We start from the raw sequence: 24,981 nt of genomic DNA on the forward strand, positions 1-24,981 counted from the left end.
ATAGAGGCTTTACGCGACGCTTTCGGCGACGCGCTGGAACACGACCTCCCCACCCAGCACGGTGGCGACGACCTGCATTGCCGGGATGTCGTGCGGGTCGATGGTCTCGAGGTCGCCGTCGAGGATGCACAGGTCGGCCACCTTGCCGGCCTCGAGGGATCCCTTCCAGTCCTCGGCGAAGTCCTGCCAGGCCGCGTTGATCGTGTAGGTGCGGACGGCGTCGGCGAGGCCGATGCACTGGTCGGGCCCGCTCACCGCGCCGCTGGCCTTGCTCTCGCGCAGGATCATCGTCGAGATGCCCTGACGCCAATCGGGCGGTGTGACCGGTGCATCGGAACTGCTCATCAGGTGCACCCCGGATTCGACGGCGCTGCGATACGGCCATTCGTAGGCGGCTCGTTCGGTCCCGACCACCCCGACCTCCAGGTCGGCGATCGTCCACTTGATCGTAGGGTTCATGTTGACGCCGATGCCGTTCTCGGCCAGTCGCTTCAGGGTAGCTTCGCTGATGAAGTCGCCGTGGATCAGGTAGTGCCGGGCATCCTCGCGGGGGTGCGCGTTCTGCGCGGCGATGATCGCGTCGGCGACGGTGTCGATGGCACGGTCACCGGTGACGTGCACACCGATCTGGTAGCCGGCCTCGTGGCCGATGCGGACCATCTCGGTCACCTCGTACACCTGACGCTCGTCGGTGTCGCCGCCGACGCAGAGGGAGCCGCAGCCGCCGCCGATGTACTCCTCGTGCATCCACGCGGTCTTGCTCGGCGGGATGCCGTCGGCGAACACCTTCACCCCGAGAACCCGGAACATTTTCGGGTCCACCGATTCCGGAACGTCGATGTTCGCGAGGTTCTGTCCGAAATCCTCTGCAGATCCGGACATTCCGGTGGGCAGGAGGAGAAGGTTGACGCGGGCGCCCAGTTCTCCGCGGATGGCGAGATCGGCGTACACCGCGAGACCCTCGGCGCCCATCGCCCCACCGGCGAGGGCCTCGCCGCCGGGGCCGATCGCGGGATCGGTGAAGCTGGTGATGCCCTCGCTCTGCAGGATCGAGATCGCCGAGCGGAGTGCCTCCTCCCGGCGCTCCCGGGTGAGGGCCGGGAGAACACGCTGCACGAGGGCCTGCGCACCCTCCATGACGATGCCGGTCAGCAGGCCGTCCTCGCCGACGGGCATGAGGCTGCCCGGCGGGAGCGGCGTGGTCTCGTCCACCCCGGCGAGCGCCAGCGCCGCGCTGTTCACCCACGACGTGTGCCGCGAGAAGTCCTGCAGGAACACGGGATTGTTCGGGGACACCTCGTCGAGATCCCAACGGTTCGGCGTCCGACCGGCCTCGGCGAGGCACTCGTCGAGATACCCGTCGTCCCAGCCGGTTCCGATGATCCACTCGCCGTCCTCGGCCGCAGCGGCGGCTTTCCGCACGAGTTCACGGACGTCCGCGATCGACCGGACAGCAGGGAACGACACGTCCAGCGACAGCGGCGGGGTGTCGAGCCCGTAGGCGATGGCGTGCAGGTGCGAGTCGTTGATACCCGGGAGGATCGTCTTCCCCCCGAGGTCCGTGACCACGGTGTCCGGTCCGATCAGGGTTTCGATCTCCGCATCGCTGCCCACCGCGTGGACGAGTCCGTCACGCACCGCGAGGGCGGTGGTGATCGTGAAATTCGCGTCGACGGTGAAGACCTTGCCGTGGATGTAGACGGCATCGGCGTAACTCATCGGTTCCTCCAGGTTGCTTTTTTGCGAGAGCGGTCAGACGGCCATGGGGGCCATGCCCAGGATCATCAGTGCGGATCCCGCCGCCGCGGTCCTGACGCCGGACCGGCGCTCGCGGCGCGGGGTGGAGCGAAAGAGATGCAGTGTCAACAGTGCCCAGCACACGAGCACGAGGAGTGGAAGCCAGCCCGTCGAGATTCCAGCGCCACCGTGGTGGTGGCCCGACGCCGCCGGTGCCGTCGCCGCGGGGGCGGGGGCGGACGTCGGGGCCAGGAGCAGCAGCACACCCATGGCGGTGAGGTCCACCGCGCAGGGCACGGCGGTCCGGCGGTGCATGGTCTCACCGGTGACGAATACGGCGAGGGCGATGAGGACGGCACCTTCGAGCAGGTGAATCCCCGCCGGCACGCCGGGGATCATCATCGCCACCATGGACACCGCCATCGCGCCGTGCGCGATCCGCACCCGGCAGTCCGTGCCGTGTGCCCGCCACATCGGCACGATCGCCCCGACCGCTCCGACGAGCATCGCCGCGTGCACGGCAGGGATCTCGAACATCGCCGGACTCAGATCGTGGGGGTGAGTTCGCGACGCTGCCCGACATCCGCCCGGCTCTGCCGGGTGACCCGGGCGACGACCAGTCCGGCGACGAAGAACAGCGCGATCACGGCCAGCAGGATGTCTGCGAGCAGTTCCGACCCGCCGATCAGCGTGGTGAAGTTGTCGAGCACCAACCCGGTGACGGCCACCAGGCCCACGCATCCGAGCACCGGAGCGATGCGAGTGTGCCAGAGCCGGGTATCCAGCCGGGTGCGGGCGAAGAACGCGATGATCGCGACGCTGGTGAGCACCATCAGCACCAGGATGCTCACGGTGGCCAGACCCGCCATCCAGGTGAACAGTTCCAGCACCGGGTCCGCGCCGACGAGAGCGAACACCCCCACGACCACCGTCGCGGAGATCGTCTGGGCGACCGAGCCGATATGCGGGGAACCGTGCTTGGCGTGGGTGCGGGACAGTGCGCGCGGCGCCGCGCCCTTGCGGGCGAGGGCGAACACGTACCGGGAGATGGCGTTGTGGAAGGCCAGGAGCGCGGCGAACAGGCTGGTCACGAGCATGATCGCCATGACGTCGGCCGCGGGTCCGCCCAGGAACTGCGCGGCGGCGGCGAACGTCAGCCCGGCAGGGTCGGCGGCGGCCGCCGCCGAGACGTTGTCGCTGCCGAACGCGAGCACCACCGCCCAGCTCGCCAGCGCATACACCAGTCCGATGACGATCACGGCGGCGTACGTCGCGATCGGAATCGTGCGCCGGGGGTTGCGGGCCTCCTCGCCGTAGATCGCGGTCGCCTCGAAGCCGATGAACGACGCGATCGCGAACATCAATGCGACACCGGGAGATCCGCTGAAGAACGACGTCGGGGTGAACGACGCAAAGTCGATACCCGCGGCCCCGCCCCGCACCAGCACGCCGAAGGACAGCGCGAGGATGATGCCGATCTCGAGCACGAGGAGCACCCCCAGGACCTTGGCGCCGAGGTCGATGCTGCGGTATCCGAGCACGGCCACGAGAGCGATGAGTACCAGCGCCCACATCCACCACGGCAGGTCGGGTCCGCCGTACTGGACCACCAGGCCCTGAATCGTCGCGGCGGCCAGACCGTATACGGCGGCCTGGATGGCGGTGTAGGTCAGCAGAGCGAGGCCGGCCGCGCCGAGCCCACAGGATTCGCCCAGCCCCTTGGCGACGTAGGCGTAGAACGCGCCGGTGTCGACCATGTGGCTGCTCATCGCCGCGTATCCGACGCTGAAGACGAGCAGGACCAGTGCGGCGATGAGGTAGGCGGTCGGGGCGCCCGCGCCGTTGCCGATCGCGATCATGACGGGCAGAGCGCCGCCGATCGCGGTCAGCGGCGCCGCCGCGGCGATGACGAGGAAGACGATCCCGACGACGCCGATGGATCCGCGTAACTTGCCGGCTCCCGAACCCGTGGTGGTGTCAGACATCCGATCCCCCGTCCGCGTGGCAGCTGCCGCCACCGGTCGAGCAGTGCTTCGACACGGTGCGGGGAACGTCGAGTGCGGGGTTGCGGTCGAAGAAGCCGTTGGGCTTCAACGTGAATCCGGTGTAGTCGACGGGCATGATCGGCCAGTCCTCCGGCCGCGGGAAGTGGGTGAGGCCGAACGTGTGCCAGACGACGACGTCCTCGTTCTCCAGATCACGGTCGCCGGCCACGAAACTCGGCAGTCCGGCGCCACCCGCGTGCTGGTTCACGAAATCCCCTGCCGCGTAACGCTCCTTCTCGTCGAACCGGGTGACCCACAGGTGCTTGGTGGCGAACGTCGCCCGCGCCGCGATCGAGGAGTCGTCGTCGGCCAGCAGGATCGGCTGGCCCTCCGGGTGGAGCGCGTACGCCACCGGCTTGCCCAGGCGGTTCAGCTTGTTCGGGTTGCTGATGTGCCACACGCGCCCGACGCTGTTGTCCGCGAGGCGCTGCGCCTCGGATTCCTTCGTCAGCGGCGTGCGCTCGAGGGTGAACGCGTTTCCGTGCAGGTTTCCGGGGCCCATCTTCACCCGCTTGGTCTGCACCTCCTCGACGGAGTTGCGGTCGCCGTCGATCATCATGTCGAGGCGGGCGCTGAACAGGTGCTGGTGGTACGGGGCGCCGAGGCCGGGAGCGATCTCCGAGGCGTACGGGTAGTCGCCGCCCGGGTGACCCGACGTGAAGACGATCCCGGTGGCCTTGACCTCGAACTCGATGGTGCCGTCGAGGTAGAGGTACCAGAAGAACCCGTAGTCGTAGTTGCCGATCGTGGTGAAGAAGGAGATGACGAGACGGCGCTGACGGCGGGTCTCGGCGGAGCCGGCCCACAGGTCGGTGTGCTTCCACAGCACGCCGAAGTCCTCCTCGTGCATGCACACGGCGTTCTTCAGCGTCTTGGGGGTGCCGAACTCGTCGGCGATGACGGCGTCGAAGTAGGTGATGTCGCCGACGCAGTCGCAGCCGAGTTCGAGGGCGTTCGCGTAGCGGCCCACCATGTACTCGCCGGTGTCGAAGTAGTTCTGCCACGACCGGACCGGCGAAGGGTCGCCGTAGGGCACTACCATCTCGGCGATGGACGCGCGGTGGATGATGGGGCGGACCCGGTCGCCGTCGGCGAATCCGAGCTGGTGGAGGACGAGACCTTCGCGGGCGTCGAAGCCGACGCGGAACGACCACTTCTCCCAGTCGACGTGGTTGCCGTCGACGACGAAGCTCGGTCCCTCGGGCTGGGTGATCTCGATGGGCTTCTGGGTGGTGCGCAGGGGGCCGGTGACGGCGACGTCGTCGAAGTTGCCCGACTCCTCGGGGATCGGGACGGCGCCGAGGTCGAGAACGTCGGTGACGGTCCGGTTCATCACGTCGACGAATCCGACGAGCCCGTCGATCGGGTGGGCCCAGGCGTGGTCCTTCGGGTGGTCCTGGCGGAACGCGAGCCCCCGGAGGATCCGCGTGCCCGTCTCGCCGGGGTAGTCGAAGACGCCGGCCGAGAGGGGAGCGACCCGGACGTCGGCGACGTCGAGTCCGCGGGCGGCGAGCGCGGCGAGCCAGCGTTCGTCGGCGGCCAGCACCTGTTCGACGAGCTCGAACTCCTCGTCCAGGACGGGCATCTGACCGTCGCGGGCGGCGTCGAGGGTCACCGAGCTGATCACCGACCGCTGAGTCACGGACACCACGACGTCCACCGCGTTCGGCGACGAGATGTCGTGCAGCAGAACGCGGAATCGGCGATCGGTCTCGGGGGCCTCCGCCGTGTACAGCGTCGACTTGTCCGGTTCCTCGAGGCCGACATAGACGAATCTCGTCTGCTCGGTCAGCGCGTCGGCGACCTCGAGGATCTCGCGGAGGGAGGCGATTTCTTCGACGGTCGGCAGCGACAGCGGGTGGTCGATACGCGCAGGGGAAAGGGTGGGCATGTCGCGATCCTTTGGTTCTACGGGTGTTGAATAAAAACCTTAGTGACGTACGTTACAGCCGAGGTGTCCTCGTGTAAACAGTGAGTTTCGCGCCCGAACAAACTGACCGTTCGGTCAAAAATGGTTCCCTATCGGATTCCGCAGCAACGGTTTTGGCTGAGCGACGGAAGGCTCAGAGTGCGGCGACGAACTGCTCGAGCATCTCCAGCTGACGCTCCGACGACGTTTCGCCCGGCGTGAGGACACCCAGAATCTGCATGCCCATCATCATGTTGAGCAGTTGCTCGACCACGATGCTGACGTCGATGTCGCCGACGGAGCCCTCCTCGCGCGCCTGCTCGAGGAAGATCGCCATCTGCTCACGCCAGTGGTCCATGGTGCGGCGGTTGGTCGCGGCCATCTGCTCGTCGTACATGGCCCGCGGCCACAGCGAGGCGGCGATCCGGGCTTCGAGGAGTTGCTCTTCGTTGATCGGCATCACTTCGCGGCAGAGGGTGCGCAGTGCGTCGAGTCCGGTCGCGTCGCCGAGCGCCTCGGTGATCCGGCGGTCGGTGGCCTCGGAGATGTGCTCGTACGAGGTACGGAGGATCTCGTCCTTGCCGGCGAAGTAATGACTCAGGGCGCCGTTGGTGTACCCGGCCTCGGTGGCGATGTCGCGCATGTTGGCAGCATCGATACCGCGGGCGGCGATCAGCCGCCAGGCGGCGGCGGTGATGCTGCGCCGCCGCTCGTCGTGATCCACGACCTTAGGCACGACGCGTACCTGCCCCACCAGCGATCATGCGACCACGGTATCAATGAGCTCCGCCGAGATTGAGAACGACCACTCCCGAGACGACGAGCCCCAGGCCGAATACCTTCGTCGCGGTCAGCGGCTCGCCGAGGAAGGCGGCCCCGATCGCGACGATCGCCGCCGTCCCGAGCCCCGACCACATGGCGTAGGCGATGCCGACCGGCACCGTCTTGACCGCCTGCGACAGGAACACGAACGCGAGAATGTAGCCGGCGAGGCACCCGACCGTCGGCCAGAGCTTCGTGAAGCCCTCGGTGGACTTCAGCAGGCTCGTTCCGAAGACCTCGGCGGCGATCGCGGCAATCAGGAACACGTACGGCATGGGGACAGGGAACCATGCCGGGAGCGGAGAGGCGTGCAGCGCCCCACCGCTCCCGACTGTGCCGATCTACGAATACATGATGACGCCGCGGACGTTCTCGGCCTTCCGCATCGCCTCGTAGCCGTCGTTTATCTGATCGAGTGTGTATGTCCTCGTGATCATCTCGTCGAGCTTCAGCTGACCCTCCATGTACAGGCGCAGCAGATGAGGGATGTCGAACCGGATGTTCGCGTTGCCGAACCACGCTCCCTTGAGGGTCTTGCGCATCGCCGTCAGATCGAACAGGTTGAGATCGACGTCGTTCTGTGTGACGTCGCCGACCGACACGTGGACGCAGGTGCCGCCCTTGGCCACCAGGCTCATCGCCGGGGCGATGATGCGGCCACTCGCATTCGCGACGGTGATGAGCACCTTGTCGGCGAGCTGGCCCCACGTCAGATCCTGGAGGAGGGGGAGCGCCTCGTCGATGCTCGCCGCGGTGTGGGTCGCGCCGAAGATCTTGGCCTGCTCCCGCTTGAATTCCGACGGGTCGACGACCACGACGTGCCGGGCCCCGGCGAGCGCGGCGCCCTGGACCGCCCCGCAGCCGACGCCGCCCATGCCGATCACGACGACGGTCTCACCGGCCTGGACGCCGGCCGCGTACACCGACGACCCCCAGCCGGTGGTGACGCCGCAGCCGACCAGCGCCGCCTTGTCGAGGGGGATGTCCTTCGTGATCTTGACGCACGAAGCCTCGTTGACCACGGTGTACGGCGAGAACGTCCCGATCAGGCACTGGATGGCGGCGTCCTTGCCGCGAACGTGGTGCCGGGCCGTGCCGTCCGAGATCTGCCAGCCCTCGAGCAGGTGGGCTCCCAGGTCGCAGATGCTGGACTGGCCGGTCGCGCACTGCCTGCATCGGCCGCACGCGGGGATGAATCCGAGGGCGACGTGATCGCCCTTCTCTACGCTGGTGACACCGGGCCCGACCTCGAGCACGACGCCGGCGCCCTCGTGGCCACCGATGAACGGGTAGTACTCGAGCGGCAGGCTGCCGTCACGGACATGTTCGTCCGAGTGGCACATTCCCGACGCCGCCAACTGCAGAAGCACTTCACCGTGCTTCGGCGGGTCGAGTTCCAGTTCTTCGATCTGCCACGGCTGACCGGGCTCCCACAACACTGCGGCCTGGGTCTTCATAAGTCCTGCTCCTGTCCGACGACGTCGATGCTGTGGGCGATCAGAGGATGATCGTGACGACCTTCTCCTCGGTGTTGGCTTCGATTCCGGCCCAGCCGAGTTCGCGGCCGGTGCCGCTGGTCTTCATGCCGCCCCAGGGCAGGGCCGGGTCGATGGGTGCCCAGCCGTTCACCGCGACCGCCCCGGCGCGGACCTTGCCGGCGAGGGTGTGGGCGTGGGAGACGTCGCGGGTCCAGATGGAGGCGGCGAGCCCGTAGTCGGTGGCGTTGGCGATCGCGATCGCCTCGTCGGTTGTGTCGAACGCGATGACGGTGCCGACGGGTCCGAAGATCTCTTCCCGGGCGATCTTCATGTCGTTGTTCGCGTCCGCGAAGATGGTCGGCTGGACGAAGAATCCGTCGCCGTCCGGGCGGCCACCGCCGGCGACGACCCGGGCGCCCTCGCTGCGTCCGGCCTCGATGTAGCCGAGGACGGTGTCGCGCTGCTTCGCGTTGACCAGGGCGCCCATCGTGGTGGCCGGGTCGAAGGGGTCGCCGAGGACCTGTGCGGACGCGGCGGCGGCGAGACCGTCGACCACCTGCGAGTACAGCGACCGGTGCACCAGGATGCGGGTGCCCGCGGCGCAGACCTCGCCCTGGTTGAAGAACAGTCCCATCGCCGTGCCGTTGATGGCGGCCTCGAGGTCGGCGTCGGGGAGGATGATCTGCGGGGACTTGCCGCCGAGTTCGAGGGTGGTGCGCTTGAACGTGTCGGCGGCGCGCTTGGCGATGATCCGGCCGACGCGGGGGCTGCCGGTGAAGCTGATCTTGTCGACGCCGGGGTGGCCGGCGAGCGCGTCGCCGGCGACCTCGCCGAGGCCGGGCACGATGTTGACGGTGCCGGCGGGCAGTCCGGCCTCTTCCAGCAGCGTCGCGAGGTGCAGGATCGACAGCGGTGCGTCCTCCGGCGGCTTGACCACCAGGGTGTTTCCGGCGGCCAGGGCGGGGGCGATCTTCCATGCCGAGATCATCAGTGGGGTGTTCCACGGGACGATCGCGCCGATCACGCCGACCGGTTCACGGACGGTGTACGAGTGGGTGGGCTGGCCGAAGTAGCCGGCGGTGGGGATGGACTGGCCGGTGATCTTGTCGGCCCAGCCGGCGAAGTGCCGGAACGTGCCCGCGGCCATCGGGATGTCGAGCATGGTGGGCTGGCCGACGGGCTTGCCGACGTCGAGGGCCTCGAGCCGGGCCAGGATCTCGCCGTCGCGTTCGATGAGATCGGCGACCTTGTTCAGGATCCGTCCGCGGGCGGCACCGGGCAGCGATCCCCATTCACCGTTCAGTTGGGTGCGGGCGGCGCGGACCGCGTCGTCGATGTCCTGCGCGGTTCCGGCGGACACGTCGACGAGCGGCTTTCCGGTGGCCGGGTTCAGATCCGTGAAGGTTCCGCCGTCCGACGCCGGTCGCCACTGTCCGCCGATGAACAGCTGCGTTGCGACTCCATCAGGAAGCCCTGTGGCACTGACGTTCTCGTGTACTGCGGTCATAGCGTCAACTCTCCCGGTGGTGTTGTGATGGCTGTCACAAGCATGCGGGCGCGGGCGCGGCGCCGTCTTGCACGCAAGCGCATGGTTGTTGCTCGTATGCGCACCGATTCGCCGTCCGGCGTAGTGAGTCGCGGTTTCCTGACAGTAAACGGCGCTGCTACGATGCGGACGTGACCACTCGACCGGAGACCGAGGTCCACCGCGACACGGGAGACCCCGCCCCCGTCGAGCGTGAGGTGCCGTCCGATACGCCCACCGGGCCCGATCTCGAAAAGGTGATCGCCAGGCAGGTGCGGTCGCTCCGCAAAGCCAGTGGACTCTCCGTCGGAGACATGGCGGCCAAGGTCGGAATCTCGAAGGCCATGCTGTCCAAGATCGAGAACTCGCAGACCTCCTGCAGTCTGTCGACGCTGGCGCGTCTGGCGGCCGGACTCGACGTGCCCGTCACCTCTCTGTTCCGGGGCGCCGACACCGCCCGCGACGCCGTGTACGTCGAGGCGGGCCACGGTGCGGTCATCGTCGGGCGAGGCACCCGGGTGGGCCACCACTACGAACTGCTCGGCGCACTGCGTGGGCAGCACAAACGACTCGAGCCGGTGCTGGTCACGCTCACCGACTCCAGCGAGACGTTTCCGCTGTTCCAGCATGCCGGCACCGAACTGCTCTACATGCTCGAAGGCGTCATGGTCTACGGGCACGGCGAGGCCGAGTACACGCTGCGACCAGGAGATTCGCTGCTTCTCGACGGTGAAGGTCTGCACGGTCCCAACGATCTCGTGCGGTTGCCCATCCGCTTTCTCGCCGTCACTGCCTACCCCGATCACCACGAGGACTGACGGCGGTATCGGGATTTCGACCTTCCTCCGCCTCCACACCGGGCGTAGAGTGGCGGTTGGTTCGAAAGGTCGTGGTTACGGTGATAGCGACAGTGCAGATAGCGTCCGACGTCCAGTCCGCGCTGCCCTTCGACCGCCTCGAGCCGGTTCACCTGGCCACCGCGGGCACGATCGGTGTCTACTATTTCGACTACGGAACCGATGCGCGGATGAACTCGGATGATCTCGGCGACTTCTACGTCGTTCAGATCCCGCTGTCGGGTACGGCCCGAATTACTTCTGGCGCAGAGGAGTTCGATTCGACCATGTCGGTCGCGTCGATTCTGCAGCCGGGACGCTCCGCCACCATGCAGTGGCACGAAGGGCAATCTCAGCTGATCATCCGGCTTGCGCGCCGAAGTCTCGAGGAGCACTTGCAGGAAATTCTCGGGAGCACACTCGGTGAACCGCTGAGATTCGAGCCGCAGATGGAACTCGGAAGACCCGCGATCCGCGGGTGGCGTGAGTCGGTCGAACTTCTGGAGCACGAAGTGGCGAATCATGCCGCGATTACCGCAGATTCGGCCGCCATGGAGGAGTTCGACACGATCGTGCTGAGTCAGTTCCTGTCCGCTCAGCCGAACAATTACAGCGCGAGGCTTCGGAGTCTGGCTCAGAGCCTGACCTAGCTGGGCACACCAGTGGCCCTGCCCCGCGGAGTGCTGCGGGGCAGGGCCATTGTCTGTGTCGTGCGCGGAATCAGGCCTTGGCAGGGTCCGCAGCCCTGGTCGTGATCGCTTCTGCGCCGAGAACCGCGTCGGCGCCGTGCTTGGAGGCGCCGGTGAGGCCGACCGCATCGAGTACGTAGGCCGTCTCGCCGTGGACGGACACGTCGAGGCCGTCGTATTCGCTTTCCTGGTCGGCGCGAATGCCCATGAATTTCTTCAGTGCGAGGACGATCACGAGCGTGACGACGAAGGAGTACGCGAGAACGGCTGCCACGGCGACACATTGGCGCCACAGGACGTCGGCGCCACCGCCGTAGAAGAGTCCCGCGGCGCCGCTGGGAGCAGCCGGATCTGCGAGGAAACCGATCAGAACGGTACCGAGGATGCCGCCGACCAGGTGCACGCCGACGACGTCGAGTGCGTCGTCGTAGCCGAGCCGGTACTTCCAGGAGACCGCGAAGCAGCAGACCGCGCCGGCCGCGCCTCCCACGACGAGCGCGCCGAGGGGTGAGACGGCGCCACAGGCCGGCGTGATGGCGACCAGCGCCGCAATCAGACCCGACGCGGCGCCCAGCGACGTGGCGTGGCCTTCGCGCAGTTTCTCGACGACGAGCCAGGCGCAGATACCGGCGCACGACGCGGCGACCGTGTTGAGGATGACGACGGATGCACTGTTTCCGGCGGAGAGAGCCGAGCCACCGTTGAACCCGAACCAACCGAAGAACAGGATTCCCGCGCCGAGCATGGTCAGGGGAAGGCTGTGCGGGCGCGGCGAGACGGGGAACGTCTTGCGGGCCCCGAGGACCAGGACGACCGCGAGAGCGGCCACGCCGGCATTGATATGCACGGCCGTGCCGCCGGCGAAGTCGACGGCGCCGAGCGTGTTTGCGATCCATCCACCGATCACCGACCCGTCCTCGGAGTCGAACGCGAACACCCAGTGGGCGACGGGGAAGTAGACGAACGTGGCCCACAGTCCGGCGAACACCATCCAGGCAGCGAACTTCATCCGGTCGGCCAGCGCTCCGGAGATGAGCGCGACGGTGATGCCGGCGAACAACAGCTGGAATCCGGAGACCAGCGCGGGCGGCAGTCCGGGTTCGGCGGGGGCCTCCAGCAGCGAGCTGGAGCCGAAGTACTCGAGGGGGTCGCCCAGGACGCCGAGACCGCCGAGGGAGTTACCCAGCACGGCCGAGTAGCCGAACACGATCCACAGGACGCCGACGACGGCGAACGCGCCGAACGTCATCATGGCCATGTTGAGGGTGTTGCGCACGCTGACCATTCCGCCGTAGAACATGGCCAGACCGGGCACCATGAGGCTCACTGCCGTGAAGGCCGCCAGAATCCAGGCGGTATCGGCCGCAGCGACTGCTTCGTTCATAGTCGTCCACCTTGATCGAAGATGGCGTGACACCTGTAGTGTCCGCCTTTGGGAATCAATGTCTAGTGACAGTGAACCAAAGCGGAGATTGCGGAAATAGTTCGCCGCGTGACAACTACGTAACGGAATTCGGTGTGCGCCTGCGTTTCGGTTTGCGAAAAACAGTGTCGTGACAGTGGACTGACTAGGTAAGGAGAAAGAGTGACCACAGGTCGCGAGGCCCGCATCGTCCGGCGCTCGAATCGCCGGACCATCCCGTGGGCCAACGGCGCGGGCACCACTGCGGAGATCGCCGCCGGTGCCGCGTCGCGGTGGCGTTTCAGCGTCGCGACGCTCGAGGCGAGCTCGACGTTCTCGCCGTTTCCCGACATCGATCGGATATTCACGGTGATCGGCGACCATCCCGTGTCACTCGACTTCGGCGGCGTCCACACCCTGATTCCGCGCCTGAGTCCGACGGCCTTCGCCGGTGAGCGCAGCCCTGACTGCGTGGCGGAAGGTCCGACCGAGGCGTTCAACGTCATGGTCCACAGGTCCACCACCGCGGCGTCGGTGGACATCGTCGACATCGGAGCGGCGCAGGACGTGACAGCCGACGGGCGGCTGGCCGTCCTCGTCCTGGTCCTCGGTGGGCGGCTCACGACGGACCTCGGTCCCGTCGATCCGGGCGACTGCCTCCTCGTCGAGCGGGGATCGGTGCGGCTGTCCGGGCAAGCGTCGGTCGTGGTGGCGAAGATCCTCGCCCGCACGTGAGTGGCAAAGCGCGCCGGGGCACACTTTGCCACTCACGTGCGGGGACTACCTCGCGGTCGACAGGATTCGGCGTAGCCGCTCGATCGCGCGCTCGGTCGCGGGACGATCCTTCGCGACGAGCTGGTGCATGATGAATCCCTCGATCGCCGAGTACACCAGCAGGGTCAGGTCTTCGTCGGCGGTGATGCCCAGCCGGGTCAATGCCTGCGACGTCGCCTCGATGTACGTGGCGTACAGCAGTTTCACGTGCGGGTCGAGGCGTGGAGTCCGCCGGGACTCGAGCATCAGCTCGTACTGGAACACCTGGAGGTCGGGGTCGCGGGCGACGAGGTCGGTGAGGTGCTCGACGAAGTGGTCGAGCGACGATCCGGCGGCGATGTCGGCGAAGACGCTCGCACTCTTGTCCAGCGCGTAGCGGAGCGCGGCGTCGAGGAGGGCGTCCGTCGACCCGGCGCTGCGCAGCACGGCCTCGTCCGAGACGCCGGCCTCCCGGGCGACGGCCTGCGTCGTCAGCCCACGCAGGCCGTCGCGGGCGATCACGGAGACCGTCGCGAGAACGAGATCGAGAGCCACCTGATCGCTGTGGGGCGCTGCGCGCCGCCGCCCGTCGGTGAGCGTCACAGTTCGACATTCCCGTGTTTCAGCAGCCATCTCATGCCGGGTTCCCGGGTACGACTGATGCCCTTGTATTCCGCCATGTCCACCGGAAGGTCCTCGAGCACCCGGTACAGTCGTTCGCCCCATTCCGGAACGGTCGCGACGTCCCGGAACGGAAGCAGATACGTCCGGATCAGGAACATGACGGCGCCGGAGTGAGCGAGCCGGATGAGATGCTGCACTTCGGTTCTCAGGAACAGGCGGTCCCCGACCTCGTCGAGCGGGCCGTCGGCGAGGCTGCGCCGGTCCTTCCCCCACTCGGGGTAGGTCTCGGTCGATGTGTCGAGTTTGCCGTCGACGGTCAATGTCCAGTTGGTGCGCCGGTAGCTCTGGCCGGGCTCGAGCCGCATCAGGAAGTTGTGTGCGCGGGTGATGATCTTCTCGCTGTGAATACGCGGGACGGGGCCGTGGATCTCGAGGAAGCTCATGCCCACGTCGAATCCGAATGACCAGTCGGCCGCGAAGGTCACCAGTCCGGCGTCGCCCCACAACGCGCCCTCGCGCTGGTCGAGGAGCACGACGTCTTCCTGGATCTGGCCGCAGATGTACACCAGTGGCGGCGCCGGCAACGTGTCGAGGTCGCCGAACACGAAGGTGTGCTCGATGCCGAGAAGGTCGTTCTTCCACAACCACCCGTCTTCGCGCCGCTCCAGGGTCATGGTGTCGGGGTATTCGTCGGCGAGGGTGCGCATCAGCGTGAGCATCGCGTCCCAGGTGGCGGGGACCATGTGGGGCAGGCATTGGTGCCGCGACGGATCCTCCGCCAGGATGCGCTCGCGTTCGGCGAGTTCCCGGTGGTAGTGGGCGTCGATGGCGATGCGGGTGTCACCCCAGCTGCCGGCCACGGTGTCGGTCGAGTGTCCGGCCGGCTCGACGTTGGTGCTGTAGCGGTACTGGTCGCGGGGAAAGGGGAAGGGAAAGCGCGTGATGTGGTCGGCACGCGATTCGGTGGTTGTCACAGATCCAGCTCCAATCGGTCTCCTGCGGAACGTGATACGCACGGCATGATCGAATCTCCGCAGGCCTTCTCCTCGTCGGTGAGGAACAGGTCGCGGTGTTCGATCTCGCCGCCGCGGACCGACAGCCGGCATTCGCCGCACACCCCCTGCCGGCAGAGGTTCGGGACGTTGATTCCCTTGTCCAGCAACGCCTCGAGGAGGGTGGTCCCCGACGGCACGGGAACGATCATTCCGGTGCGCCCGAGCGTGGCGGCGAAGGGCGCACCCTCGGGCAGCGGGCCCGCACCGAACGCCTCCGAGTGCACGCGCCCCGGCGGCCAGCCGCAGTCGCGGGCCCACTCGGCCACCGCCGCGATCATCGGCGCGGGCCCGCACGTGTAGATGTGGGTGCCGAGTGGCTGGTCCGCCAGTGTGGGAATGAGGCGGTCCGCGAGTTCTTCGGGCGCCGAGACGGTGACCAACCGGTCGCCGCACAGCGCCGCCAACTCGTCGGCGTGCGCTCCCAGTTGATCGCGAAAGGAGTAGATCACTTCGAACGAACGACCCCACTCGAGGGCCGCCCGGACGTGCGACAGGATCGGCGTGACGCCGATTCCACCCGCGATCAGGAGGTGGTGCCGCGCAGTGAGCGCGGGAGCGAATGCGCTGCGCGGAAGGCTCACGCGGATGCGCTGATCCGGCTGGAGGTCGTGGAGCCAGCGCGAACCGCCGTGGCCGTTCTCGTCGAGCCGGACCGAGATCGCGTAGTGGTCCGGCTCGATCGAGGGGCCGGTGAGCGAGTAGGAATTGTGCCGACCCTCGGCCCAGGTGACGGCGATGTGGCTGCCCGGGGTGAACGACGGCAGGGTGCGGCCCGCCGGGTCCGCGAGCACGATGTGCCGGATGCCCGGGCACAGCAGCCGTGCCTCGCGCACTGTCAGAGTGAGCCCTCCGGTGATGCTCTCGCCCGCAACTGTTTCGAGTGCCGTGGTCATGGAAGTTCCTCCGAGTCGGCTCGATATCCCAGGTAGGCGCTGTGGCGCCGGGAGTAGTGGTAGTAGACGGTGAGTTCGGCGGAACAACCGCCGCACGGCGCGCGGCCGCCGATGGCTACCGGCACCGAGGACGACGTGGTGTGGCAGTGCGCGCAGAACACGTCGCGCACCGGGGCGTCGGGGTCGATGATCGCGGCGATCTCGGCGGGCAACGCGCCCGCGGAGATCAGCCGAGAACGCACCGCCCCCACCATGTGCTCGGGGCCCGCCACGACGAACCGCCACCCGATGCGCGCCTCGGACAGCAGTTCGCCGAGACCGCCGAACCCGGATCCGGCCGCGTCGTCGACGATCACCGTGCGAGTGGGAACGGGCGCCACGCGCTCGGACAGCGCGCGGAGGACCTGCGCGCTGACCGAACGCTCCGCGACCAGTACGTAGCGGGTGACGAGAGCGCCCGCTGCGAGGTCGTCGACGGCCGAGTAGTCGGATCGCCACCGGGGGACGCTGGTCGACCTCATCGATACCGCCATCGCGGATCAGGGAGCGAAGGAACGGTGGCCGACGAAGTAGGCCAGCGCGCGGTCGGGGGTGGTGAAGCGGATACGCGAACCCTTGGGGAAGAAGATCGCGTCCTTCGCCTTCGCCACCTCGACCTGGCCGGTGTCGAGGTTCTCGAGGGTGAACTCCCCTTCGAGGACGACCTTCATCTCGTCGTAGGCGTAGTAGTAGTCGAGCGGGGCGTCGGTGCGCTGGAGTTCGAAGTAGCCGGCCGACATCTCCGATCCGTCCGGGTTGGCGAAGACGTCGTCGATGTATCCCTTGGTGCCCGGGTACTCCGAGACCGGCATCTGAGGCAGGTTCTCGTGGAATCCGGCGGTGACGCGGAACGGGACGGCGGTGGGCTTGTCGGTCGTGGTCATGGGATCTCCCTGAAGGCGTGGGGACTGGGTTCGCAACCTCCTCGGTATGAAACAAGGAGTAGCAACAGGAAACCACAAGGCATATTTCGATGACGTAAATCAATGCGGCGGTGCTGAAAACATGCAGATCAGCACAGTGATCGATGTTCAAAGCGCATATGAGTGGCGGGATTTGGTGATGCACCAACAACGTTGCTGTAACACGATCGACATAGTAGAACTGTTTCATAATGAACAACAGCGATTCATGAGGTGAAACGAACCGCTACCCAAGCCGCAGCGCCCGAACATCCGGCCGAATGAAGGAAGCAACGTGACACAGACAGTAAAGTTCGTGATCGTCGGTGGGGGACTCGAAGGTCTCGCCATCGCCTGGTCGCTCGCGGACCGCGGCGAGACCGATGTGCTGGTCCTCGAGCGTGACACCCTGTGCTCGGGCATGACCGGAAAGTCCAGTGGCGTGGTCCGGTGCCACTACGGGACGCCGTCGCTGGCGGCGATGTCGTGGTACGGCGTCGACATCTTCACCAGGGCCACCGAGATCTTCGGCGACGACATGGCGTTCCGGCAGTGCGGGTATGTCGTCGGCGTCGGCGAGAACAACATCGACCCGCTGAAGGCGAACGTCGCGATGATGCAGGGCCTCGGTATCGACATCGACTACATCGGCCACGACACGATGGCCGAACTGTGGCCGGGGCTGCACCTCGACGACTTCGCCGCCTTCGCGTACGAGCCCCTCGGTGGCCGCGGTGAGGCGTACATGGCGGGCATGGCGTTCGGTGCATCGGCCCGCAAGCTGGGCGTCAGAATCCGTCAGAGCACGCCGGTGGCATCGCTGCTGCAGAACGCGGACGGCCGCGTCTACGGGGTGACGCTCGCCAACGGCGACGAAGTGCACGCGGAGCAGGTGATCCTCGCGACCGGTCCGTGGGCCCCCGAACTCGGCGCCGGCGTCGGTGTCGACATCCCGGTCAAAGCCCAACGGGCACAACTCGTCCTGATCGATCAGGGTGTTCCGACGCCGGAGGTGCCGGTGCTGTCGGACCTGGCCGGCCTGCAGTACATCTGCCGCGAGCCGAACGGCGAACTGCTGGTCGGCAACAGCGACCACGCCGCGCCCGAGTACATCGACCCCGACAAGTACAGCAACCGCGCGGACGACAGCACCATCGAGAAGAACATCGGCAAGCTCGGGAACCGTCTGCCCGACATGCCCGACCCGCGGATCACCTCGAGCTACGTCGGCGCGTACGACGTGACGCCCGACTACAACCCCATTATCGGGCCCGCACCGGTCGACGGACTGTTCCTGGCCACCGGGTTCTCCGGTCACGGTTTCAAGATCTCGCCGGCGGTCGGCCGCCTGGTCGCCGACATGCTGCTCGACGACGGCAAGACCGGCCTCCCGAACGTCGAGCCGTCCGACTTCCGCTACTCACGCTTCGAGGAGGGCGACCTCCTGTTCAGCCTGCACCCGTACGAGGGCGCCGGCGAGATGCGCTGACCCACAGACCCCCTCACCCGTAGACCACCAGTTCAGGAGCTACCCATGGCTGTCGACACTGCCGACGCGTTCACCGCGCAGAACATCGTGACAACCCCACCGCAGACCTTGTCCGAGGTGGCCCGGGCCACCGGAACCACCTTCATTCTCGCCCTGTTCGTGACGCTGTCCGGCAAGCCGTGCGCCAAACTGGTCCCGATCGAGGCCGTCGAGCAGCTTCAGGACGACGGCGTGGGCTTCGCCGGGTACGCGGCCGGGCACATGGGGCAGGAGCCCAAGGACTCCGATCTCGTTGCCGTACCGGATGTCTCGTCGTTCACGCCGATCCCGTTCGTGAAGCCCGGACTGGCGATCGTGCATTGCGACCCGCACGTGGAGGGAAAGCCCTGGCCGTATGCGCCGCGGGTGATCCTGAAGGAGACGCTGAGGAAGGCGTCCGATCTCGGCCTGTCCGTCAACGTCGGCGCGGAGATCGAGTACTTCCTCGTCCACCGCACCGGGGGCGGCGCCCTCACCACCGCGGACACGGCCGACGTCAGTCGTCAGCCGTGTTACGACGCCCGCGACGTCACCCGGATGTACGACCATCTGACCGAGGTGTCCGCGGCCATGAACGCGCTCGGGTGGGGCAACTATGCCAACGATCACGAGGACGGTAACGGGCAGTTCGAGCAGAACTTCGACTACGCCGACGCCATGACCACCGCCGACCGGGTGATCACCGCCCGGTACCTGCTGTCGGTGATCGCCGAGAAGCGCGGCATGAAGGCCACGTTCATGCCCAAACCCTTCTCCGACCGCACCGGTTCCGGCATGCACCTGCACCTGTCGCTGTGGAACGACGCCGGTTCGGTGTTCCCCGACGGGGACGACCCCAAGGGGCTGGGACTGTCGAGGACGGCGTACGCGTTCATCGCGGGAATCCTCGAGCACGCGTGCGCGCTGCAGGGAGTGATCGCGCCGACCGTCAACTCGTACAAACGCACCGGGGCCACGTCCACGAGCAGTGGGGCCACCTGGTCGCCGCGCTACGCCACCTACGGCGGCAACGACCGCACCCACTACCTCCGGGTTCCGGACAGGAACCGGGTGGAACTGCGCGGCGGCGACGGCTCGGCCAACCCCTACCTCGCCGCGGCCGCCGCCATCGCCGCCGGCCTCGACGGCATCGAACGGGATCTCGACCCCGGCACCCCCGGCTCCGGCGACAGTCCCAGCGACATGCTGCCGATGACGCTGCTGCACGCGATGGACGCCCTGGAATCGGATCCGGTCGTGACGGGCGCCCTGGACGTCGCAGGCCCCGGGGTCGCCGAGTACTTCGCGAAACTCAAGCGCGAGGAGTTCTTCGCCTGGCACAACACCGTCTCCCCCTGGGAACTCGACCACTACCTGACAGCGTTCTGAACGACCTCCCGAAAGGAGACATCCATGTGTGGAATCGTCGGACTTCACCTGCGTGAGCCGTCCCTCTACCCACAACTCGGCGCCCTGCTCACCGACATGCTCGGTCAGATGTGCGACCGCGGACCCGATTCCGCAGGCATGGCGATTTACGGCGACCGGACCTGGTCGCCGGTCGGTGAGTCCACGGTCTCGCTACTCGACTGCCCCGTCCCCGCAACGGAACTCGCCGCAACGCTGTCGGCGTCACTCGACACCACCGTCACCGGAATCGACCTCGACCCGACGACGATCCTGCACGGCGTCGTCGGCGCGGCAGATCTCGCGGCGGCCGTGCGCAGCGTGGTGCCGTCGGCGCGGGTCATCGGCTTCGGCGACGACCTGACCGTCCTCAAGGGCGTCGGAAACCCCATCGACCTGGCGAACCGGTTCGGGCTGCCGTCGGCGAGCGGCTGGCAGGGTGTCGCGCACACCCGCATGGCCACCGAATCCGCGGTGACCGCCGAGGGGTCGCACCCGTTCTCCGTCGGCCCCGACCAGTGCCTCGTCCACAACGGCTCGTTCTCCAACCACATGAGCATCAAGCATCAGCTCGAACGTGACGGCGTCGTGTTCGACAGCGCCAACGACACCGAGGTCGGGGCGCGGTTCGTCGCCAGGCAGCTCGCCGAGGGCGTCGACCTGGAGAAGGCGCTGCTGATGCTGAACGAGACGTTCGACGGTTTCTACACCCTGCTCGTCTCGACGGCCGACTCGTTCGCCGTGGTCCGGGACGCCATCTCCTGCAAACCCGCCGTCATCGCCGAGACCGACCAGTGGGTCGCGATGGCGTCCGAATACCGCGCCCTGGCGAACCTGCCCGGCGTCGACAACGCCCGAATCTTCGAGCCCGAACCGGAAGAGGTGTACGTATGGCACCGGTAGCCACCACCGAAGCGACTGTCCTGAACCTCGAGACGTCCAGTACCCGTGCCGTCAACGAGCGGCTCACCTCGCCGGAGGCCCCGAAGAAGGTCACCGTCACCGGCCCGCAGGGCGCGCACGCACTGGCCTGCGGCCTCGACTCCGACATCGACGTCACCATCGACGGACACGTCGGCTACTACTGCGCCGGCATGAACCAGCACGCGACGGTGACCGTCACCGGCAACGCCGGGGTCGGGGTCGCCGAGAACATGATGTCGGGGACGGTGCACGTCAAGGGTGACGCGTCGCAGTCCGCGGGCGCCACCGCCCACGGCGGCCTGCTCGTGATCGACGGCAATGCCGCCGCCCGCTGCGGAATCTCGATGAAGGGCGTCGACATCGTCGTCGGCGGCAACATCGGCCACATGTCCGCGTTCATGGGTCAGGCGGGGCGGCTCGTCGTCCTGGGCGACGCCGGTGAGGCCCTCGGCGACTCGCTGTACGAGGCCCGCATCTATGTGCGTGGCACCGTCGCCTCCCTCGGCGCCGACTGCATCAAGAAGGAGATGCGCGAGGAGCACCTGACGGAACTGCGGGAGCTGCTGGATCAGGCCGGTTTCGACGCCGATCCGTCCGAGTTCACCCGCTACGGCTCCGCCCGCAAGCTCTACAACTTCCACGTCGACAACGCCAGCGCGTACTAGGAGAACCGTCATGACTACCCCGAACCCGGCCCTGCGCGAATCGGCGACGTTCGACCGCGGCGTCATCTCCGAGATCCAGCGGGCCGCCGAGACCGGCATCTATGACATCCGCGGCTGGGGTGCCAAGCGCAAGCTGCCGCACTTCGACGATCTGCTGTTCCTCGGTGCGTCGATGTCGCGGTACCCGCTCGAGGGCTACCGCGAGAAGTGCGACACCGACGTCGTGCTCGGCGACCGCAACGCCAAGTTCCCGCTGCACCTCGACATCCCGATCACCATCGCCGGCATGAGCTTCGGTGCGCTGTCCGGGCAGGCGAAGGAAGCGCTCGGCCGCGGCGCCAGCGAGGTCGGCACGTCCACCACCACCGGTGACGGCGGCATGACGCCCGAGGAACGGGGGCAGTCGAAGAACCTCGTCTACCAGTACCTGCCGTCGCGGTACGGGATGAACCCGGACGATCTGCGCAAGGCCGACGCCATCGAGATCGTCCTCGGGCAGGGCGCCAAGCCCGGCGGCGGCGGAATGCTGCTGGGGCAGAAGATCACCGAACGTGTCGCCGGGATGCGCACCCTCCCGATGGGTGTGGATCAGCGGTCAGCGTGCAGGCACCCCGACTGGACCGGCCCCGACGACCTCGCCATCAAGATCATCGAACTGCGCGAGATCACCAACTGGGAGAAGCCGATCTACATCAAGGTCGGCGCCACCCGCACCTACTACGACGTGAAACTCGCCGTGAAGGCCGGCGCCGACGTCGTCGTGGTCGACGGCATGCAGGGTGGCACTGCCGCCACCCAGGACGTGTTCATCGAGCACGTCGGCATCCCCACCCTGGCCGCGATCCCGCAGGCGGTCCAGGCGCTGCAGGAACTGGGTGTGCACAGGAAGGTGCAGCTCATCGTGTCCGGTGGCATCCGCAGCGGCGCCGACGTCGCGAAGGCGATGGCCCTCGGGGCGGACGCCGTCGCCATCGGCACCGCAGCCCTGATCGCGCTGGGCGACAACAGCCCCCGCTACGCGAAGCAGTACGAGGAGCTCGGCTCGGCCGCCGGGTTCTACGACGACTTCCAGGCCGGCAAGGATCCCGCCGGCATCACCACCCAGGACCCGGAACTGTCGAAGAACCTCGACCCCGTCGAGGGCGGACGGCGGCTCGCGAACTACTTGCGGGTGCTCACCATGGAGGCGCAGACCCTCGCCCGCGCCTGCGGCAAGTCGCACCTGCGCAACCTCGAACCCGAGGACCTCGTCGCCCTCACCGTCGAGGCGTCGGCGATGGCCCGCGTGCCCCTCGCCGGAACCACCTGGATCCCCGGCACCCTGTAGGGCGGCTCCGCCACCCGTGCGCGGTTAAGGAGTCCAGGGACTCGCTAACCACACACGGGCGCGAAGCGCCTGCCGGCTTGACACTATGAGTAGAGGACCGAGAACATGACTTCCTTCGATTCGCTGTGGGCGACCATCCTCGATGTGGGACAGCACAAGTCGACCCGGGGCTACCGAAGATTCGCGTGGAACGACGCCGACATGACGCTGCGCGAATGGTTCTCGGACTGTGCGCAGGCACGCGGCATGAGCGTCGAGGAGGACCGCAACGGCAATCTGTGGGCGTGGTGGATGCCCGACGGCTGGGACGGCGACCCCCGCGACAGTTTCGTCACCGGATCGCACCTCGATTCGGTACCCGACGGCGGCGCCTACGACGGACCGCTGGGCGTGGTGTCCGCGTTCGCCGCGATCGACCTCGTGCGGAAACGGGGGATCGCTCCAACCCGTCCGGTGGCGGTCACGGCGTTCTCCGACGAGGAGGGCGCGCGGTTCGGTGTCGCGTGCGTCGGCTCGCAACTGTCCACCGGGGCACTGGCACCCGCGCGCGCCCTTGCGCTGCGGGACAACGACGGCATCAGCCTCGGTGAGGCCCTGGTCGGCGCCGGCCGCGACCCGCACCTTCTCGGTGAGGACCCCGACCTCGTCGACCGCGTCGGCGTGTACGTCGAGTTGCACGTCGAGCAGGGGCGCGCCCTCGACCTGATCGACAGCCCCATCGCCGTGGCGTCGTCGATCTGGCCGCACGGCCGGTGGCAGTTCGTGTTCTCCGGGGAGGCCAACCACGCCGGCGCCACCCGACTCGTCGACCGTCGCGACCCCATGCTCGCCTTCGCCTCCTCGGTCCACACGGCCCGAACCGCCGCGAGGCTGCACGAGGCGGTCGCGACGTTCGGCAAGGTGCGAGTACTTCCCAACGGTGCCAACGCCATTCCGTCGGAGGTGCGGGCGTGGCTGGACGCGCGGGCAGCCGACGAGGAGACGTTGACCAAGCTGGTGCAGCAGATCACCGCCGAGGCACAGGCCTACGCCGCCGCCGACGGTATCGGTCTCGAGGTGGACGCCGAATCGGTCACGCCGATCGTCGAGTTCCCGCACTCCACCCGGGAACGGCTGCGCCGCTCACTCGCCCATCTCGGTGACATTCCCGTCCTCCCGACCGCTGCCGGGCACGACGCCGGGATCCTGTCCGCGAAGGTGCCCACGGCGATGATGTTCGTCCGCAACCCCACCGGGGTGTCCCACTCGCCCGACGAGTTCGCCGAGGCCGACGACTGCAACCGCGGCGCCGAGGCACTGGCAGACGTGATGGCGGACTGGGTCAGCGGGCACCAGCGCATGTGAGTGGCAAAGCGTGTCGGGGCACTCTTTGCCACTCACGTCAGGAGGTGGGTCGCCATTCCTCCAGTTGCTCGACGGCGGTGTTCGCGACCGCGACGGCCTCATCCCGGTTGACCCGCGACAGTAGGAGCGCGCTGACGGACAGTGACGTCAGGAGCCGGGTGCGGTGGGCCAGGGTGGCGGTCGACGCGTCCGGGTCGTGGGCCCGGAGTGCGTGGCTGAGTGCCCCGGACAGTTCGCGCTGGTATGCGTCGACGACGGACCGTTGCGTGTCGTCGTGCGCGGCGAATCCGGCGGCACTGTTGAGCAGTAGGCAGCCGCGTCCGGGGGTTTCGTCGGGGAGGGCCGCGAGGGCGCCTGCAAGGCTGCGGTAGTAGCGCACGGCGGCGTCGGGGCGGGTCGGTTCACCGGTCAGGATGCGGAGCCGGGGGCGAACCACCCGGTCCAGGTAGTCGTGCACGGCGGCGTCGAAGAGCCCGCGTTTGCTGGTGAACGCGTTGTACAGGCTCGACCGATTCAATCCGGTGACGCGCTCGAGGTCGGGTATCGAGGTGGCTTCGAAGCCCTTGTCCCAGAACAGGTCGCGGGCGCGGCCGACCACTTCGACCGTGTCGAAATCCTGCGTGCGCGGCATGACGATCCTCACTCCTGGTTGTGAAACGACCGTTTCAGTATATATTGAAATGGTCAGTTCAGAACGAGGAGGGATTTCGTATGGTCGCCGCGGGTCTTGTTCTTGCCGCACTCGCCAGTGCGCTGCACGTCTACATCTTCGTGCTCGAGTCCGTCCTCTGGACCTCACCGCGCACCCGCGCGACGTTCGGGACCAGTGCCGAAGAAGCCGGCGCCACCAAGGAGCTTGCCTTCAACCAGGGCTTCTACAACCTCTTCCTGGCGATCGTGACGGCAGTCGGCATCGTCGCCGTGATCATCGGCGCGACCGCCGTCGGTGCGGCCCTCGTATTCGCCAGCGCGGGATCGATGCTGCTCGCAGCCCTCGTGCTCCTGCTGTCGTCGCCCGACAAGGCTCGCGCGGCGATCACGCAGGGAACACTTCCGCTGCTCGCGGTACTCCTCCTCGTGCTCGGACTGGCGCTGTGA

26 protein-coding genes are annotated in these 24,981 nt (G+C 67.5%); 11 read left to right on the plus strand and 15 right to left on the minus strand.

The annotated features are described in order from the left end of the window. Positions 1 to 9 precede the first annotated feature (9 nt). The 8 genes from JVH1_RS22725 to styD form a co-directional block, all read right to left on the minus strand. Positions 10 to 1,719: an amidohydrolase gene (locus tag JVH1_RS22725; RefSeq protein WP_009475614.1), complete on the minus strand. Its 1,710-nt coding sequence runs from the start codon at positions 1,717 to 1,719 to the stop codon at positions 10 to 12. A gap of 33 nt (positions 1,720 to 1,752) precedes the next feature. Continuing rightward, positions 1,753 to 2,274 (minus strand): DUF5134 domain-containing protein, encoded by a 522-nt coding sequence (locus tag JVH1_RS22730; RefSeq protein WP_009475613.1) that lies wholly within the window; start codon positions 2,272 to 2,274, stop codon positions 1,753 to 1,755. Between the two features lie 8 nt (positions 2,275 to 2,282). Next, positions 2,283 to 3,722, minus strand: a complete 1,440-nt coding sequence (locus JVH1_RS22735; protein ID WP_009475612.1) for an APC family permease — start codon at positions 3,720 to 3,722, stop codon at positions 2,283 to 2,285. Next, the gene (locus JVH1_RS22740; protein WP_009475611.1) at positions 3,715 to 5,673 is read right to left on the minus strand and encodes a primary-amine oxidase; all 1,959 of its coding nucleotides are present in this window, start codon (positions 5,671 to 5,673) and stop codon (positions 3,715 to 3,717) included. The genes JVH1_RS22735 and JVH1_RS22740 overlap by 8 nt, the downstream gene beginning before the upstream one ends. 172 nt (positions 5,674 to 5,845) lie before the next feature. Next, positions 5,846 to 6,415, minus strand: a complete 570-nt coding sequence (locus tag JVH1_RS22745; protein WP_009475610.1) for a TetR/AcrR family transcriptional regulator — start codon at positions 6,413 to 6,415, stop codon at positions 5,846 to 5,848. Positions 6,416 to 6,467: 52 nt separating this feature from the next. Further along, entirely contained in the window at positions 6,468 to 6,788 is a 321-nt protein-coding gene (locus JVH1_RS22750; protein WP_009475609.1) for a multidrug efflux SMR transporter, read from the minus strand. Between the two features lie 66 nt (positions 6,789 to 6,854). After that, positions 6,855 to 7,970, minus strand: coding sequence for an NDMA-dependent alcohol dehydrogenase (locus tag JVH1_RS22755; RefSeq protein WP_009475608.1), 1,116 nt, complete (start codon positions 7,968 to 7,970; stop codon positions 6,855 to 6,857). 40 nt (positions 7,971 to 8,010) lie between these two features. Then, on the minus strand, positions 8,011 to 9,498 hold the full coding sequence (gene styD, locus JVH1_RS22760) for a phenylacetaldehyde dehydrogenase StyD (protein ID WP_009475607.1): 1,488 nt from the start codon (positions 9,496 to 9,498) through the stop codon (positions 8,011 to 8,013). Positions 9,499 to 9,668: 170 nt separating this feature from the next. On the opposite strand from styD, the gene JVH1_RS22765 reads away from it, so the two are divergent. After that, positions 9,669 to 10,334 (plus strand): XRE family transcriptional regulator, encoded by a 666-nt coding sequence (locus JVH1_RS22765; RefSeq protein ID WP_005255983.1) that lies wholly within the window; start codon positions 9,669 to 9,671, stop codon positions 10,332 to 10,334. Positions 10,335 to 10,405: 71 nt separating this feature from the next. Then, entirely contained in the window at positions 10,406 to 11,002 is a 597-nt protein-coding gene (locus JVH1_RS22770) for a transcriptional regulator (protein WP_337460471.1), read from the plus strand. Between the two features lie 70 nt (positions 11,003 to 11,072). Here JVH1_RS22770 and JVH1_RS22775 read toward each other — a convergent pair whose 3' ends face one another. Continuing rightward, on the minus strand, positions 11,073 to 12,425 hold the full coding sequence (locus JVH1_RS22775; protein WP_009475604.1) for an ammonium transporter: 1,353 nt from the start codon (positions 12,423 to 12,425) through the stop codon (positions 11,073 to 11,075). Between the two features lie 201 nt (positions 12,426 to 12,626). Between JVH1_RS22775 and JVH1_RS22780 the strand changes: the two genes are divergently transcribed. Further along, entirely contained in the window at positions 12,627 to 13,178 is a 552-nt protein-coding gene (locus JVH1_RS22780; protein ID WP_009475603.1) for a HutD family protein, read from the plus strand. Positions 13,179 to 13,223: 45 nt separating this feature from the next. Here the strand turns inward: JVH1_RS22780 and JVH1_RS22785 are convergent, their stop codons facing one another. The 5 genes from JVH1_RS22785 to JVH1_RS22805 are packed head-to-tail and all read right to left on the minus strand — an operon-like array spanning position 13,224 to position 16,691. Further along, a complete protein-coding gene (locus tag JVH1_RS22785; RefSeq protein WP_009475602.1) occupies positions 13,224 to 13,799 on the minus strand; it encodes a TetR/AcrR family transcriptional regulator in 576 nt (191 codons plus the stop codon). After that, complete coding sequence (locus JVH1_RS22790; RefSeq protein WP_009475601.1) at positions 13,796 to 14,794, minus strand: DUF3445 domain-containing protein; 999 nt, start codon at positions 14,792 to 14,794, stop codon at positions 13,796 to 13,798. The genes JVH1_RS22785 and JVH1_RS22790 overlap by 4 nt, the downstream gene beginning before the upstream one ends. Then, the gene (locus JVH1_RS22795) at positions 14,791 to 15,768 is read right to left on the minus strand and encodes a PDR/VanB family oxidoreductase (RefSeq protein WP_009475600.1); all 978 of its coding nucleotides are present in this window, start codon (positions 15,766 to 15,768) and stop codon (positions 14,791 to 14,793) included. Before JVH1_RS22795 ends, JVH1_RS22790 begins: the two co-directional genes overlap by 4 nt. Continuing rightward, positions 15,765 to 16,301 (minus strand): dimethylamine monooxygenase subunit DmmA family protein, encoded by a 537-nt coding sequence (locus JVH1_RS22800; RefSeq protein ID WP_009475599.1) that lies wholly within the window; start codon positions 16,299 to 16,301, stop codon positions 15,765 to 15,767. Before JVH1_RS22800 ends, JVH1_RS22795 begins: the two co-directional genes overlap by 4 nt. Before the next feature lie 6 nt (positions 16,302 to 16,307). Then, positions 16,308 to 16,691: an ethanolamine utilization protein gene (locus JVH1_RS22805; RefSeq protein ID WP_009475598.1), complete on the minus strand. Its 384-nt coding sequence runs from the start codon at positions 16,689 to 16,691 to the stop codon at positions 16,308 to 16,310. 46 nt (positions 16,692 to 16,737) lie between these two features. Between JVH1_RS22805 and JVH1_RS22810 the strand changes: the two genes are divergently transcribed. The 7 genes from JVH1_RS22810 to JVH1_RS22840 all read left to right on the plus strand — a co-directional run bounded on the left by JVH1_RS22810 (position 16,738) and on the right by JVH1_RS22840 (position 23,883). Continuing rightward, complete coding sequence (locus JVH1_RS22810) at positions 16,738 to 16,947, plus strand: hypothetical protein (protein WP_157173970.1); 210 nt, start codon at positions 16,738 to 16,740, stop codon at positions 16,945 to 16,947. A gap of 57 nt (positions 16,948 to 17,004) precedes the next feature. Further along, positions 17,005 to 18,198 carry an FAD-binding oxidoreductase gene (locus JVH1_RS22815; RefSeq protein ID WP_009475597.1) on the plus strand — a complete coding sequence of 398 codons (1,194 nt, stop codon included), beginning with the start codon at positions 17,005 to 17,007 and terminating at the stop codon, positions 18,196 to 18,198. Positions 18,199 to 18,243: 45 nt separating this feature from the next. Continuing rightward, positions 18,244 to 19,605 (plus strand): type III glutamate--ammonia ligase, encoded by a 1,362-nt coding sequence (gene glnT, locus JVH1_RS22820; RefSeq protein ID WP_009475596.1) that lies wholly within the window; start codon positions 18,244 to 18,246, stop codon positions 19,603 to 19,605. Between the two features lie 24 nt (positions 19,606 to 19,629). After that, a complete protein-coding gene (locus JVH1_RS22825; protein WP_009475595.1) occupies positions 19,630 to 20,526 on the plus strand; it encodes a glutamine amidotransferase family protein in 897 nt (298 codons plus the stop codon). Next, positions 20,514 to 21,212: a protein glxC gene (locus JVH1_RS22830; protein ID WP_009475594.1), complete on the plus strand. Its 699-nt coding sequence runs from the start codon at positions 20,514 to 20,516 to the stop codon at positions 21,210 to 21,212. Before JVH1_RS22825 ends, JVH1_RS22830 begins: the two co-directional genes overlap by 13 nt. Positions 21,213 to 21,222: 10 nt before the next feature. Next, on the plus strand, positions 21,223 to 22,539 hold the full coding sequence (locus tag JVH1_RS22835; protein ID WP_009475593.1) for an FMN-binding glutamate synthase family protein: 1,317 nt from the start codon (positions 21,223 to 21,225) through the stop codon (positions 22,537 to 22,539). A 105-nt stretch (positions 22,540 to 22,644) separates the two neighbouring features. Continuing rightward, the gene (locus tag JVH1_RS22840) at positions 22,645 to 23,883 is read left to right on the plus strand and encodes an allantoate amidohydrolase (RefSeq protein ID WP_009475592.1); all 1,239 of its coding nucleotides are present in this window, start codon (positions 22,645 to 22,647) and stop codon (positions 23,881 to 23,883) included. A 37-nt stretch (positions 23,884 to 23,920) separates the two neighbouring features. On the opposite strand, the gene JVH1_RS22845 is transcribed toward JVH1_RS22840, so the two are convergent. After that, positions 23,921 to 24,514 (minus strand): TetR/AcrR family transcriptional regulator, encoded by a 594-nt coding sequence (locus JVH1_RS22845; protein ID WP_009475591.1) that lies wholly within the window; start codon positions 24,512 to 24,514, stop codon positions 23,921 to 23,923. An 80-nt stretch (positions 24,515 to 24,594) separates the two neighbouring features. Here JVH1_RS22845 and JVH1_RS22850 point away from each other — a divergent pair, with 80 nt between their 5' ends. Next, the gene (locus tag JVH1_RS22850) at positions 24,595 to 24,981 is read left to right on the plus strand and encodes a DUF1304 domain-containing protein (protein WP_009475590.1); all 387 of its coding nucleotides are present in this window, start codon (positions 24,595 to 24,597) and stop codon (positions 24,979 to 24,981) included.

Origin of the sequence: Rhodococcus sp. JVH1 (assembly GCF_000280725.2) — a bacterium.
Lineage (GTDB): Bacteria > Actinomycetota > Actinomycetes > Mycobacteriales > Mycobacteriaceae > Rhodococcus_F > Rhodococcus_F jostii_A.